At 74.2% G+C, this 13,878-nt stretch carries 13 protein-coding genes and 2 pseudogenes; 8 read left to right on the top strand and 7 right to left on the bottom strand.

Translation table 11 applies throughout. The annotated features are described in order from the left end of the window. On the top strand, positions 1-453 hold a 453-nt coding region (locus MCBG_RS08910), incomplete at its 5' end, for an EcsC family protein (protein ID WP_043325063.1). 40 nt (positions 454-493) lie between these two features. Here the strand turns inward: MCBG_RS08910 and MCBG_RS08905 are convergent. Continuing rightward, positions 494-1,336 (bottom strand): GDSL-type esterase/lipase family protein, encoded by an 843-nt coding sequence (locus tag MCBG_RS08905; RefSeq protein ID WP_043325062.1) that lies wholly within the window; start codon positions 1,334-1,336, stop codon positions 494-496. 100 nt (positions 1,337-1,436) lie between these two features. Beyond that, positions 1,437-2,030, bottom strand: a complete 594-nt coding sequence (locus MCBG_RS08900; RefSeq protein WP_043325061.1) for an antibiotic biosynthesis monooxygenase — start codon at positions 2,028-2,030, stop codon at positions 1,437-1,439. 164 nt (positions 2,031-2,194) lie between these two features. Here MCBG_RS08900 and MCBG_RS08895 point away from each other — a divergent pair, with 164 nt between their 5' ends. The 5 genes from MCBG_RS08895 to MCBG_RS08875 are packed head-to-tail and all read left to right on the top strand — an operon-like array spanning position 2,195 to position 6,762. Next, positions 2,195-2,458 (top strand): DUF6343 family protein, encoded by a 264-nt coding sequence (locus MCBG_RS08895; protein ID WP_043325060.1) that lies wholly within the window; start codon positions 2,195-2,197, stop codon positions 2,456-2,458. A 12-nt stretch (positions 2,459-2,470) separates the two neighbouring features. Continuing rightward, positions 2,471-3,883 carry an NADP-dependent succinic semialdehyde dehydrogenase gene (locus MCBG_RS08890; RefSeq protein WP_043325059.1) on the top strand — a complete coding sequence of 471 codons (1,413 nt, stop codon included), beginning with the start codon at positions 2,471-2,473 and terminating at the stop codon, positions 3,881-3,883. A gap of 32 nt (positions 3,884-3,915) precedes the next feature. Next, positions 3,916-4,890: a TIGR03885 family FMN-dependent LLM class oxidoreductase gene (locus MCBG_RS08885; RefSeq protein ID WP_084789465.1), complete on the top strand. Its 975-nt coding sequence runs from the start codon at positions 3,916-3,918 to the stop codon at positions 4,888-4,890. A gap of 37 nt (positions 4,891-4,927) precedes the next feature. Beyond that, positions 4,928-6,508 (top strand): Na+/H+ antiporter, encoded by a 1,581-nt coding sequence (locus MCBG_RS08880; RefSeq protein ID WP_043325057.1) that lies wholly within the window; start codon positions 4,928-4,930, stop codon positions 6,506-6,508. Then, entirely contained in the window at positions 6,505-6,762 is a 258-nt protein-coding gene (locus MCBG_RS08875; RefSeq protein ID WP_043325056.1) for a UBP-type zinc finger domain-containing protein, read from the top strand. Before MCBG_RS08880 ends, MCBG_RS08875 begins: the two co-directional genes overlap by 4 nt. A gap of 222 nt (positions 6,763-6,984) precedes the next feature. Here MCBG_RS08875 and MCBG_RS31600 read toward each other — a convergent pair. Beyond that, positions 6,985-7,299, bottom strand: a pseudogene (locus tag MCBG_RS31600) (GNAT family N-acetyltransferase); the annotation flags it as partial. A gap of 12 nt (positions 7,300-7,311) precedes the next feature. Further along, complete coding sequence (locus tag MCBG_RS08870; protein WP_304413301.1) at positions 7,312-8,646, bottom strand: MFS transporter; 1,335 nt, start codon at positions 8,644-8,646, stop codon at positions 7,312-7,314. Positions 8,647-8,980: 334 nt separating this feature from the next. On the opposite strand from MCBG_RS08870, the gene MCBG_RS08865 reads away from it, so the two are divergent. Next, entirely contained in the window at positions 8,981-9,502 is a 522-nt protein-coding gene (locus tag MCBG_RS08865; protein ID WP_043325055.1) for a DinB family protein, read from the top strand. Between the two features lie 12 nt (positions 9,503-9,514). Here MCBG_RS08865 and MCBG_RS08860 read toward each other — a convergent pair whose 3' ends face one another. Both MCBG_RS08860 and MCBG_RS08855 read right to left on the bottom strand, forming a co-directional pair. Beyond that, positions 9,515-9,835 carry a DMT family transporter gene (locus MCBG_RS08860; RefSeq protein ID WP_043325054.1) on the bottom strand — a complete coding sequence of 107 codons (321 nt, stop codon included), beginning with the start codon at positions 9,833-9,835 and terminating at the stop codon, positions 9,515-9,517. 44 nt (positions 9,836-9,879) lie between these two features. Further along, positions 9,880-12,486 carry a glycoside hydrolase family 9 protein gene (locus MCBG_RS08855; RefSeq protein WP_043325053.1) on the bottom strand — a complete coding sequence of 869 codons (2,607 nt, stop codon included), beginning with the start codon at positions 12,484-12,486 and terminating at the stop codon, positions 9,880-9,882. Positions 12,487-12,700: 214 nt separating this feature from the next. On the opposite strand from MCBG_RS08855, the gene MCBG_RS08850 reads away from it, so the two are divergent. Beyond that, positions 12,701-13,426, top strand: a complete 726-nt coding sequence (locus MCBG_RS08850; protein WP_043325052.1) for a PP2C family protein-serine/threonine phosphatase — start codon at positions 12,701-12,703, stop codon at positions 13,424-13,426. A gap of 3 nt (positions 13,427-13,429) precedes the next feature. Here MCBG_RS08850 and MCBG_RS08845 read toward each other — a convergent pair. Next, positions 13,430-13,878: pseudogene (locus MCBG_RS08845) on the bottom strand (ATP-dependent helicase C-terminal domain-containing protein); the annotation flags it as partial.

Here is a 13,878-nt window from a genome sequence, read left to right as displayed (position 1 = left end):
GGCGCCGCCGGGCTGCCCGGCGCGGTGATCGACGTGGGCGTGCTGGCCTGGACCCAGGCCCGGCTGGTGCTGCACGTGGCCGCCGCGTACGGCGCCGACCCGACGCACGTCGACCGGGCCACCGATCTGCTGGTGCTCCAGCGGGTGCACAAGGCCGCCCAGACCGCCCGCCTGGCGCTCGGGGTGGCCGCCGGCCGGGAGCGGGCCGGCGCGTTGTTCGGCTCCGCCGCCGATCGGGCGCTGGGCCGGGTGATGCTCCAGCTCGGTGTCCGGCTGGCCCGGATGGCCGGGGTACGCGCCGCCAAGCGGATGTTCGCCAAGGTCGTGCCGGGCGCCGCGATCGTGCTCGGCACCTGGGCCAACTCGTCGGCCACGAAGGAACTGGCCGACCGTACGCGCGCCCTCTACCGGGCCGGTGGTCCCCGGCCGCTTCCCGGCCCGCGTCAGCCCTGACCCTCCTCGGCCCCGGGCCCGTCCGGGCGGCCCGCGCCGGTCAGCTCGCCCAGCCGGACGCGTTCCAGGCCACCTCGGCCAGCCGGCCCTGCCCGGCTGCGTTCGGGTGGAACCAGTCCAGCGCGTTCACCTGGTCCAGCGTGAAGCGGTGACGGTGCACCGCGCCGCCGTCCCAGCGGCAGCGTGACCCGTACGCCCGGCAGGCGGCACGAAGCTGACCGTCGTACGCCTCGATCCGGTCCCGGACGCGGGCCCGGCGGGCCACCGCGGCGGGCGCGGTCGACGTGGCGTCTGCGAGCAGCGCCGGGCAGACGCCACGCGACCAGGCCCGCACGGCGCGGGGCTCGGTGTGCCCGATCTGCCAGAGCCGGTGCAGGTCCGGGATGCTGACCATCAGCACCCGGGCCTTCGGCCGGCCCTCGCGCAACACGCCGAGCGCCGCGTCGACCTGATCGCGGAACGTGGCGACGGGCGTCATGTCGTCGACGTCGCCCCGGCAGGCGTCGTTCGCGCCGATCAGCACGGTGACCAGGTCGGCCTTGTCGCGTACCGCCGACCGGGCCTGGCCGGTCAGCGCGGACGCGCGGGCCCCGGGCGCGGCCCGGTTGTACGCCCGCAGGCCCGGCGCGTCGGCGCGCAGCCGCCGGTAGATGCTCTCCACCCGCAGGCCGTCCCCCGTCGACCAGGAGTTGCGTTCGCAGCTCACCAGCACCAGGCAGGAGCCGTAGCCGGTGCTGACCGAGTCCCCGAGCGCCGTGAGGACCCGGGGCTCGCCGGGGCGGGGTGTGCCGGAGGGCCGGGGCGACGCCTCGCCGGAGCCGTCACAGGCGAGCGCGACGAGCGCCGCCAGGCAGGCCAGGGCGGCGATCCAGCGTCGAGGCATGGGTTCCCCCGTCGGGCGGCGGCAACGGGCGCGTCGACCCTATGCCCCGGCGGGGTCCCGGAAGCGGTTCTGTCGGCTATCAGGCATAGACCACTGTCGTTCACATCTGTCGTGTCGGCGCCGGCCGGCCGTGCAGCCACCGGTGCAGCAGGCGGGTGATCCGGGGCAGCACCAGGTAGGTCATCAGCGGGGTGAGCACGAGCGTCATCAGCAGCGTCCGCCCGGCCAGCGGCACGTCGGCGAGGAACCGGGCGGTCAGCAGCGTGGCGGCCAGGCTCAGCGGGAAGAACGCCAGCCAGATCGTGACCGCCTGCTTCCAGCGCGGCGGCGCGGCCGGCTCCGGCTCGCCGAACGTCTCGACCACGTGGTCCACCGGCGGGTCGAACCAGCCCTCGATGCCGGTGCGCCGCTCGACCCGGGTGTGCTCGACGATGCCCTGCGCCGAGCTGAGCCACCAGCGCCGCTGCGGCGAGTCCTCCCAGCCGCGCAGCGTGTCCGCGTCGGCGAAGCGGTACATCACGTGCCACTCGCCGGAACCGGGGGCGCTGCGGACGAAACCGGCGCCGAGGAAGCCCGGGAAGCTCTCCGCGAGCGCCGTACCGGCCCGCATCCACGCCACCACCTCGTCGGTACGCGCGGGGTCGGCGCGCCGGGACACGGCGACGGTCACGGGTACGGCCTGCGTCGTGGTCATGCCATCCTCTCCACCGGCCCGCGGGATCTCCGCCGGAAACCGGCACCCCGAAGTAACGCACTCGCCCGCAGCGCGCATCCGGCGACCGCCCGCCGGGTGTCCCGGATCACCGGCGTTCCCGCCCCGGCCGGTTATCCCCGCCCGTGCCGGGGTAGGCCCCAGGAATGACCCGATCACAACCCCGGCGCGCCCGCGGCACGGTCGGCCACGCGAACAGCGCCCTGAACCTGCGGCTCGTGCTGGCGACGTTCGGTCTGGTCGTGATGACCGTCTTCGCGGTGCTCGCGTTCGCCGCCGGCATCGCCTGGCTGGGCGTGGTCTGCGCGCTGCTCGCCGTGGTGGCGGTGGTCGACCTGGTCGTGATCCAGCGCCGCCGCGCCGCGCGCCGCCGGGAGGAGCCGGGCGTGCGGCACTCGCTGTTCGAGTGACAGGAGGACGACATGCCCATCGCCACCACCAATCCCGCCACCGGACAGGTGCTCAAGACGTACGACGCGATGTCGGACGAGCAGATCGACGCCGCGATCGAGCGGGCCGACCTGGCCTTCCGGCAGTTGCGTGAGACCACCATCGCGCAGCGGGCCCGGTGGCTCACCACCGCCGCCGACCGGCTCGACGCCGAGCGCGACGAGACGGCCCGGCTGATGACCACCGAGATGGGCAAGACGTACGCCGCCGCGAAGGCGGAGGTCACCAAGTGCGCCACCGCGTGCCGCTTCTACGCCGACAACGCGCCCCGGATGCTCGCCGACGAGCCGGCCGACGCCGCCGCGGTCAAGGCGAAGCGGGCGTACGTGCGCTACCAGCCGATCGGCCCGGTGCTCGCGGTGATGCCGTGGAACTTCCCGCTGTGGCAGGTCATGCGCTTCGCCGCCCCGGCCCTGATGGCGGGCAACACCGGCCTGCTCAAGCACGCCTCGAACGTGCCGCAGACCGCGCTCTACCTGGAGGACCTGTTCCGGCGGGCCGGGTTCCCCGAGGGCGCGTTCACCACGCTGCTGGTCGGCTCCGACGCGGTCGACCGGATCCTCAGCGACCCCCGCGTCCGCGCCGCCACGCTCACCGGCAGCGAGCCGGCCGGCCGGTCCATCGCCCAGATCGCCGGCCGGGAGATCAAGAAGACGGTGCTGGAGCTGGGCGGCAGCGACCCGTTCGTGGTGATGCCCTCGGCCGACCTGGACACCGCCGCCGAGGTGGCCACCACCGCCCGCTGCCAGAACAACGGTCAGTCCTGCATCGCCGCGAAGCGGTTCATCGTGCACACCGACGTGTTCGACGCGTTCGCCGAGAAGTTCGCCGCCCGGATGGCGGCGCTGCGCGTCGGCGACCCGATGGACGACGGCACCGACGTCGGCCCGCTGGCCAGCGAGCGTGGCCGCGACGAGGTGCACGCCCAGGTCACCGACGCGGTGGACCAGGGCGCGACGGTGCTCTGCGGCGGTGAGAAGCCGGCCGGGGACGGCTGGTACTACCCGCCGACCGTGGTCACCGACCTGCGCCCGGAGATGCGGATGTGGTCCGAGGAGGTGTTCGGGCCGGTCGCCGGGCTCTACCGGGTCGGCTCGTACGACGAGGCGATCGAAGTGGCCAACGGCACCAGCTTCGGCCTCGGCTCCAACGCCTGGACCAACGACCCGGCCGAGCAGGAGCGCTTCGCCGTCGACCTGGACGCCGGCAACGTGTTCATCAACGGGATGACCACGTCCTATCCGGAGCTGCCGTTCGGCGGCGTGAAGAACTCCGGGTACGGCCGCGAGCTGTCCGCCGCCGGGATGCGCGAGTTCTGCAACACCAAGACCGTGTGGATCGGCGAGGGCCAGGCGGGCGCGGGTGCCGGCGCGCACTCCGAGTAGACGCGATTGGCCGGACGCCGTTACGGGTAGGAGTGCCCACCATGACGGCGTTCGGCTTCCACGCATCCCACGAGCAGATCCACCCGGCCCGGCTGCTGGAGGCGGTGATCCACGCCGAGCGCGCCGGCTTCGACGCGGCCATGTGCTCCGACCACTTCTCGCCGTGGAGCGAGCGGCAGGGCCAGTCCGGGTTCGCCTGGTCCTGGCTCGGGTCCGCGCTCCAGGCCACGAACCTGTCCTTCGGCGTGGTGAACGCGCCCGGCCAGCGCTACCACCCGGCGATCATCGCGCAGGCCATCGGCACGCTCGGCGCCATGTACCCGGGCCGGTTCTGGGCCGCGCTGGGCACCGGCGAGGCGGCGAACGAGCACATCACCGGCGAGGTCTGGCCGCGCAAGGACGTCCGCTCCGCGCGGCTGCGCGAGTGCGTCGACGTGATCCGCGCGCTGCTGGCCGGCGAGGAGGTCAGCCACGACGGCCTCGTCACAGTGGACCGGGCGAAGCTGTGGACCCGGCCGGAGGAGCCGCCCGCGCTGGTCGGCGCCGCGGTCAGCGTCGCCACCGCACGCTGGTGCGCCGAGTGGGCGGACGGGCTGATCACCGTCAACGCGCCGGTCGAGCACCTGCGCCGGATGATCGACGCCTACCGGGACGCGGGCGGACGCGGCCCGCTGCACCTGCAGGTGCACGTGAGCTGGGCGCCCGAGCAGGCCGAGGCCGAGGCGATCGCGTACGACCAGTGGCGCAGCAACGTGTTCGCCCCGCCGGTGTGCTGGGACCTGGAGACCCCCGAACACTTCGACGTGGCGAGCGCCGACGTGCCGATGTCGACGGTCGCCGAGACCGTGAACGTCTCCGCCGACCTGGGCCGGCACATCGGCTGGCTGGAGGAGTACGTGGCGCTGGGCTTCGACCAGATCGCGCTGCACCACGTCGGGCAGGAGCAGCGCGCGTTCATCGACACGTTCGGCGCGGAGGTGCTGCCGAAGCTGCGCTCCGCCGCCTGATCACACATCGACGCCGCGGCGCATAGGCTCGACGCTCGTGGATGCTCTGTTCGAGGTAGTGGTCTTCCTGGCCATCGCCACGTTCGGCGCGGCGCTGGCCCGCAAGCTCGGCTTGCTCGCGCCGATCCTGCTCGTGGTGCTCGGTCTCGCGCTGTCCTTCCTGCCGTTCTTCCCGCACGTGCGGCTGGACCCGGACCTGGTGCTGGTGGGCATCCTGCCGCCGCTGCTGTACGTGGCGGCGGTGGAGACGTCGGTGCCGGCGTTCCGGCTCAACCTGCGGCCGATCCTGCTGCTCGCCGTCGGGCTGGTCATCTTCACCGCGTTCGTGGTGGGCACCGTCGTGCACTGGTTCCTGCCCCACCTGCCGTACGCGATCTGCCTGGCGCTGGGCGCGGTGGTGGCGCCGCCGGACGCGGTCGCCGCCACCGCGGTGGCCCGCCGGGTCGGCCTGCCCCGGCGGATCGTCACCATCCTGGAGGGCGAGAGCCTGGTCAACGACGCCACCGCGCTGGTGCTGCTGCGGGTCGCGATCGTCGCGGCGACCGCCACCACCGGCGGCGTCGGGTTCGGCGACGTGGCCCGGGAGGTGGTGGTCGCGGCCGGCGGCGGCGTCCTGGTCGGCCTGCTCGGCGTGGTGGTCTTCGGCTTCCTGCACAAACGCGCCACCGACCCGGTGCTGGACAACGCGCTGTCGCTGATCGTGCCGTTCGCCGTGGTGTTCGCCGCCGAGGAGATCCACGCCTCCGGGGTGGTCGCGGTGGTGGTGACCGGCCTCGGCATCGGGCACAAGCTGCCCACGCTCATGTCGGCCGCCTCCCGCCTGCAGGTGACGGCGTTCTGGCGGCTGATCCGGTTCCTCCTCGAAGGACTGGTGTTCCTGCTGGTGGGCCTGCAGCTGCCGGAGGTGGTACGCGACCTGGAGGAGCCGCTCGGCTCGATCGTCGCGATCACCGCCGCGGTGCTGGCCGCCGTCTTCCTGGCCCGGTTCGTCTGGGTCTTCCCGGCCACCTACCTGGCCCGGCTCGTGCCCCGGATCCGTCACCGTGACCCGGCGCCGCCGGTGCAGTACCCGGTCGTCATCGGCTGGGCCGGCATGCGGGGCGTGGTGACGCTGGCCGCCGCGCTGGGTCTGCCGCTCACCCTCGCCGGCGACACGCCGTACCCGCGCGCGCTGCTGATCTGGCTGGCGTTCGCGGTGATCGTGGCGACGCTGGTCGGGCAGGGCGCGACGCTGCCGTGGCTGGCCCGGCGGCTGCGGCTGCCGCCGGACGACCCGGTGCAGGACGCGCTGTCCGCCGCCGGGGTGCAGCAGCGGGCGAGCCGGGCGGCCCGGGAACGCCTCGACGAACTGGCCGGGGGCGCGCCGGAAGCGGTGGTGGAGCGCCTGCGTGGGCTGACCACCACCCGGGCCAACCTGGCCTGGGAGCGGCTCGGCGGCACCGAACGGGAAACCCCCTCCCAGGCGTACGCGCGCCTGCGTCAGGAGATGATCGACGCCGAGCGGGAGGTGTTCCGGGCCGCCCGCGACTCCGGCCAGATCCCGGAGGAGGTGCTCACCCGCGCCTATCGTGACCTGGATCTGGAGGAGTCACTGCTGCGACAGGAGGTCGTCGAATGAGTTGCCGGCACCTGGCCGAGGCGGGCACGGCCGAGCCCGCCACCACCACCGAGTGCCCGGACTGCGTGGCGATCGGCAACCCCGACTGGGTGCACCTGCGCGCCTGCCTGACCTGCGGGCACGTGGGCTGCTGCGACTCGTCGCCGTACCAGCACGCCACGAAGCACTTCGAGTCGGCCGGGCATCCGGTGATGCGGTCGGTCCAGCCGGGGGAGTCGTGGCGCTGGTGCTTCGTGGACGAGGAGATCGGCTGACTCAGCCGACCCGGCGCTCCAGCACCTGCCCGGTCCACGTCGGGCGGCCCGGCCGCTCCACGACGAACGGCTCGGTGGCGGTGAACCCGCAGCTCTCGTAGAACCGGACGAGCGCTCGGTTCGGGGCTGCGGAAGCAGTCCACCCGCAGCAGGTCGACGCCGCGTTTCGCGGGCCAGCTCCGCCGCGTACGCCAGCAGCGCCGCACCGACCCCGCGCCCCGCGTACGCCCGGTCGGTGACCAGCAGGTTCACGTACAGCTCGGGTTCGGTGGCCGGCGGCACGTAGTTCGTTGCCGCGCCCACCACCAGCGCGCCCGCGACCGTCGCGTCGATCTCGGCCAGGTACAGGCCGTCCCCGGCCGCCCACTCCTCGGCCTGGGCGATTCTGCGTGGGTCGATCGACGCCGGCTCGGCGCCCCACTGGTCGGTACGCCCGAGTTCGGTCAGCCAGGCGGTGGCGCTGTCGAGCAGCCGCAACAGCGTGGGCGCGTCGCCGGGTCCACCGGGGCGGATGGTGAGGGAGGACTGGTCGGTCATCCCGCCATGCTGCTACACCGCGCTCAGCCGGGCACGCCGACGGGTCGCGCCCGTGGCGCCGGCCGGTGCGCCACCGCCCGGCGGGTCAGCGCCGGGGCGGCCAGCCCGGCGGCTGCGAAGATCCCGCCGAGCACCAGCCAGCCGACCGGCCCGCCACCGAGCACCAGCAGCGTGAGCAGGCCCCGGCCGAGCGCCTGGGGCCAGCCCGGCGAGCAGGCCGTCCGCGCCCTGGTAGGCGCCGATCGCGTCGGGTGGGGCCAGGTCGTTAGGCGAGGCCCGCGCCGGCCGCGCCGTGCCACAGGTCGCCCACCGTCCACACCGCCGTCGCGACGAGCAGCAGCACGACCGCCGGGAGCACCGGGCATGGCGGCTGTCGCCGCGTACAGCGGTGTGGCCGCCGCGAGCACGAGCCCGGCCCGGCGCAGCTTCCGCGCGGCCGGCGCGGCCCGCTCGGCGCCCCGGCTCAGCCGGACCGCGAGCAGCACGGTGAGCACCGTGTTTGCCAGCAGCACCGCCGACACCACGGGTGGCGGCGCGCCGGCCCGGTCCACGGTCCACAGCGGTACGACGAGCACGAGCACCGTCACGTGCGTGCTCAGCACCGCCGACGCGCCGCTGACCGCGAGGAATCGTCCGTCCCGCAGCGGTCCGCCGCGCCGCCGCGCGCCCGGTCCGCGTCGGGTGCCACCGCCGGTCGTCATCGCTCCGGGCGTCGTCTCCGCGTCGGGTGCCGGTCTCGCCGCCGTGGCCCCGGCGCGCGTCGGCGGCCGGCTGCGGCGGCAGGCGCAGCAGCAGTGCCGCCGAGAGCAGGTAGGTGGCCGCGTTGCCGACCACGAGCACCTGGTAGGCCCGGTGCGTGTCCACCGCGAGCGCGATCCCGGCCAGCGCGGTACCGACGGTGATGCCCAGGTTCGCCACCGCGCGCAGCGTGGCGAAGGCGTGCACCCGGCCGTCCGGGCCGCCCACCGCCGCCACGAGCGCCGCCCGTACCGCCAGGTTGCCGGTCGCGAGCAGCGCCTCCGGCACCGCCACCGCCAGGAACGCCGGGAACGAGCCGACCAGCAGGTACGCGAGCGCGGCGACCGCCTGGCCCACCTGGAGGACGGCCCGGAGCGTACGCGGATCCGACCTGTCGGCCAGCGCGCCAAGCGGCACGCTCGCGCTGAGCCCGACCAGCCCGGCGACGGTGAGCCCGGCGCCCACCGAGGTGGCGGAGAGGCCCACGTCCCGGGTCAGGTAGAGCGCCCCGCCCGCCAGCCACAGGCCCGCGCCGACCGTGTTGACCAGCGTGGCGTACGCGAGGGTGCGCAGCGGCCCGGGCGGCGGGAGCGGCGAGACGCGCCCCATCAGCGGGGTCCGGCGAGGGCCATGTGATCGACGCTAGGGCCGTTCCCCCGCCCCCGGAGCCCCGCCAGGGGCGACGCCCGTCACACCGCGAGGCGGCGCTGGGCCTCGACCCGGGCCGGGCGCGTCACGGCGGCCGGTGGCCCTCCGGAAAGGTGACGCCTCGAGCGATATGACTCTCAGGCATATTTATGCCTCACAGTCATATCGCTTTTTGGATGTTCCTTGTTCTCGCCACGACACGCCGGGCCGCCACGTCGCGAGGGGCGTCGTCGCGAGGCGGGCCGGGAGCGGTTAACCGGTCGACCGCGGGCGTGGGCCGTGCCACGATCGCGCGATGCCTGCCTCCGTGACCGGCCTGCTGCGCTGGCAGTTCGACCTGACCTGGGCGCTCGCCGAGTACCACCTCGACCGGCTGGAGCCGGCGGACTTCCTCTGGGAGCCGGCCGCGCTGTGCTGGACCATGCGCCCCGGCCCGGGCGGCGGGTGGCGTCCCGACTGGGCCGACAGCGAGCCGGACCCGGTCCCGGCGCCCACGATCGGGTGGCTGACCTGGCACATCGGCTGGTGGTGGTCGGTCGCGACCGACCACGTGCGGCAGCGCCCGGCGCGGGAACGCGACGATATCCGCTGGCCCGGGCCGGGCGCGGAGACGGTCGCCTGGCTGCGGGAGCTGCGGACGGAGTGGACTGAAGCGCTGGACGGGCTGGCCGAGGCCGACCTGGACCGGCCGTCCGCGTACCCCTGGCCCGCCGACGCCGGTCTCACCGTGACGCACCTGGCCGCGTGGGTGAACGCCGAGCTGATGAAGAACGTGGCCGAGATCGGGCAGCTCCGGCTGCTGCGCGCGGCGGCCTGAGCCGGGTGGCGCTCAGTGCGCGCCGCCGAGGTTGAGCACCACCACCCCGGCGATGACCAGCCCCGCCCCGATCACCTTCGCCACGCTCAGCGGCTCGCCCAGGAACGCCGCGCCGATCGCCATGATGGCGGCGGTGCCGAGGCCGGACCAGACGGCGTACGCGACGCCGACCGGGATGTCCTTCACCGCAAGCGAGAGCAGCCCGAACGCGGACAGGTACGCCACCGCCAGGCCCAGTGTGGGCCAGAGCCGGGTGAAACCGTCTGTGGCCTTGAGCAGGCTCGTGCCGATCACCTCGGCGGTGATCGCGCCGAGCAGGAAGAGGTACGCCATCGCAGGACCGTACCCGGTCCTGCGATGGCGTCCGGTCAGCTCGGTCAGGAGACCGTGCAGGCCTTCCCGTTCAGGGTGACCAGCCCCGGATCCGGGTTCGGGAACCGGGACGCGGTGCCGTTGAAGCCGAACGTGGTGGACGCGCCCGGCGCCAGCTTCGCGTTCCAGGACAGGTTCTTCGCGGTGACCGTGGCGCCGCTCTGGCCGAGCTGCGCCGACCAGGCGTGGTCCACCTTCTGGTCGCCGAGGAACGCCCACCGCAGGCTCCACCCGTTCACCGCCGTCGTGCCGGTGTTGCGCACCGTCACCTGGGTGGTGAAGCCGGACGGCCAGCTCCCGTGCGTGGTGTAGGTGACCGCGCAGGACGGCGCCGGCACCGCGCCGGCGTCACCCTGGTCGGCCAGGAACGACGCGAGCCACGCCAGCGCCGAGTTCCAGTTGATCGCCACCTCGTTCGTCGCGTACGAGTTGATGTCGTCGACGTAGCAGAACATCGGCGCGCATCCGGCGAGCAGGTTCGCCGCGAACGGGTCCTGCAGCGCGGCGTTCGGGCCACCGGCGAGCGAGCCGGCCGGCGGGCGCGGCAGGTCCGGGTTCAGCTGGTGGCCGAAGATCCGGCTGTGCTGGTTGCGGGCGTGCTGCTCGCCCCACCCGGTCACGTACGACATGTTCAGCGCGTTGCGGCCGAACAGGTAGTCGGCGGCCTGCACCGCGCCGTCCCGGTACTTCGCGTCCCGGCTCAGGTCGAACGCGGTGGCCAGCACGATCGCGTTGTTCACCAGGTTGCTGTTGCTGCCCCAGACGTACGCGTCGGCGCTGCCCGGGAACGGCAGCCCGTACGCCTGGCCGGCGATCGTGGCCAGGTAGCTGTCGGCGGCGGCGGTGATCGACTCGCGGATCCGGGTCTTCTCCGCGGCGGGCAGCGTGTTCGGCACGGTGGCCAGGTCCAGGCGGCCCAGCGCGGCCACGCTCTGCCAGCCGAACGCGCCGTTGGGGGCGAACACGTCGGCGGTGTGCAGCGGCGAGCCGGTGACGTCGGCCAGGTACGCCTTGTCGCCGGTGGTCAGCCACAGCTCGGCCGCGGCCCAGTAGAACTCGTCGCTGACGTTGGAGTCGTCGTACGCGCCGCCGCCGGTGCCGTCGCTGGCCGAGGCGTAGATCGCCGGGTGCGCCTTGGCCGCGGCGTACGCGGTCTTCGCGGCGGTGCCGCAGCGCGCGGCGAAGGCGGCGTCGTACGGGGCGTACAGCCGCTGGCACTGCGCGGCGACGGCGGCCAGGTTCAGCGTGGCGGCGGTGGACGGCGCGTGCAGCTCACGCGGCTCCGGGTCGTCCTGGGGCTGCAGCGGCAGGCCGGTCCAGTTCCGGTCGTGGATCTTGTGGTGGACCATCCCGGCCAGCGGCTTGCCGGCCGGCACCTGCATGCGCAGCAGGAACTCCAGCTCCCAGCGGGCCTCGTCGAGCACGTCCGGCACGTCGTTGCCGCGCTCGGGCAGCCGCAGCGTGGAGTCGCCCAGGGCGGCGCCGCCGTCGGCGGTCTCGGCGGTCTTGGTCCGCTCGAAGGTGCTCAGGAGCTGGTAGGTGGCGATGCCGCCGTTGACCACGTACTTGCCGTGGTCGCCCGCGTCGTACCAGCCGCCGCGCACGTCCAGCGAGTAGTCGCAGACGCCGGCCTGGCACGGCACGTCGGTGTCGCCCTGGTTCGGCGCGACGCCGAGGTGACCGGCCGGGCGGGCGTACTCCTCGCCGATCAGGTCGCCGTCGATCTCGATGCCGCTGCGCTGGGCGTAGAAGAACTGCAGCGAGTCGGCGCGCAGCCGGTCGTAGAGCGTGCCGGAGATGTCGAACGGGTGGCTGGTCTCGCCGTCCACGGTCAGCGTGTAGCCGGTGCCCGGCTTGCGGTACGCGGAGAAGTCGACGGTCTGCACGTTCTGCGCGGAGGCGGCGTCGGTGCCGCGCGGCGTGGTCTGCCCGCTGGCGACCACCGCGCCGCTGCCCGACTTCAGCTGCCAGGGCAGCGCGTCGGTGGCCTCGGTGACCACAGTGGCGTGCTTCGGCCCGCCGGGCAGGTAGCCGACCTGGTTGACCCGGACCCGGGGCCCGGTGTCCGGCTCGTACGGCGGCGCCGGCTCCCCGCCGCGCAGCGACACGTTGTCCAGGCAGAACGTCTGCGCCTCGGCGCTGCCGCCGACCTGGAAGATCAGCTGGGCGGTGGGGTTCTCGGCCGGGGAGGTGAACGTGGTGGTGACGCGCTTCGAGGTGCCGGTGGCGGTCGCGTCGACGCTCGCGTACGTGGTGTAGGGGGCGCTGCCGAGCTGCAGCACCGCCTTGACGGCCGCGCCCGGGGTGGCGGAGACGTCGAAGGACAGCTCGTACTCGGCGCCCTGCATCAGCGGCACCGCGTCCTGGCCGATGCCGGCGTCCCACGGGTTGGCGGTGCCGGCCGCGACGGTGGTGCAGAGCCGGCCGTCGACGACAGCGAGGTCGCCGGTGCCGTAGGAGAACCAGGGGGAGACACCGGCGCTGAAGTCGCCGTTGCGGAGTTGTTCGGGGGCGTCCGGCGGCACCTCGGCAAGGGCCGGGCCGGCGGTGAGGCCGGTGAGCGCCAGCGTGGTGGCCGCGAGCGCGGCGAGCCGACGTCGGGATCGGGTCACGGAGGTTCCTTCCGTGCTCGGGGGTGGTGGGGGAGATCGGGAACTGGGAGCGCTCCCAATATCAGGCCGATGTTTCCACCGCGTTCCGTCGCTGTCAATCGATCCGGCCCGATGCTCGGCCGAGCGCCCGCTCGCGGAGGGGTCCGGCGCGCCACGTACGATGTCGGTGATCTCCTACAGACAACCGAGCCCTCGACCTGGCAGGCTGCGACCCATGACCCTGAAGCTTCGTTCCGTCGGAGCGAGCGACCGTGGGCTGATCCGCAGCGGCAACCAGGACGCCCAGCACGCGGGCCCCTGGCTGGTCGCGGTGGCCGACGGCATGGGCGGCATGGCGGCCGGCGACCTGGCCAGCCGTATCGCGATCGACGCGATCGCCCCGCTGGACGTGGAGACGCCGGAGGACGCGCTCGTCGCCGCGCTCCAGGGCGCGATCGAGCTGGCCACCGCGCGGATCCGCCAGGCGGTGGAGGAGGACCCGGAACGTCAGGGCATGGGGACCACGCTCACCGCGCTGCTGTTCGCCCGCACCGGCAGCTGCCTGGCGCTGGCGCACGTCGGCGACTCCCGCGCCTACCTGTTCCGCGAGGGCGTGCTCAAGCAGGTCACCCGCGACGACACGTTCGTGCAGATGCTCGTCGACCAGGGCGTGATCACCGCCGAGCAGGCCAGCAGCCACCCCCGGCGGGCCGTGGTCACCCAGGCGTTGCAGGGCGACCAGGTCTCCCCGTCGTACGCGACGATGGTGCCCCGCGCGGGCGACCGCTGGCTGCTGTGCAGCGACGGCCTCTCCAACGTCGTCCGCGCGGACACGCTCACCGAGGTCCTCAACGAGCAGATGGAGCGGGACGCCTGCGCGGCCCGGCTGATCGACCTGGCGCTGCGGGCCGGCGGCCCGGACAACATCACAGTCGTGATCGCCGACGTCGTCGAGGAGTAGCCCTCACCGGCGGCGCGGAGCGGCCCGGCGGGTCGGCTCGGCGGTGGTCGGGTCCTCCGGCCACGGGTGACGCGGGTAGCGGCCCCGCAGCTCCGCCCGCACCTGCGGATAGCCGGTGCGCCAGAACGACGCCAGGTCGGCGGTGACCGCCACCGGCCGCCCGGCGGGGGAGAGCAGGTGCAGCAGTACCGGCACCCGCCCGTCGGCGATGCGCGGCACGTCCCGCCAGCCGAACGTCTCCTGGAGCTTCACCGCCAGCACCGGCGCGCCCGGATCGGCGTAGTCGACACGTACCCGCGACCCGCTGGGCACCGCGAGCCGTTCCGGGGCCAGCTCGTCCAGCCGGGCGGCCTGCCGCCAGTCCAGCAGCCGGCGCAGCGCCGCCACCACGTCCACCCGGCTCAGGTCGGCCCGGCGGCGGGCGCGGATCAGCTCCGGCCCGAGCCAGTCGG

The sequence above is a fragment of the Micromonospora sp. M42 genome, from assembly GCF_000568915.1.
Taxonomy (GTDB): Bacteria; Actinomycetota; Actinomycetes; order Mycobacteriales; family Micromonosporaceae; genus Micromonospora; species Micromonospora chalcea.
This window is presented reverse-complemented; position numbering and strand designations above follow the sequence as displayed.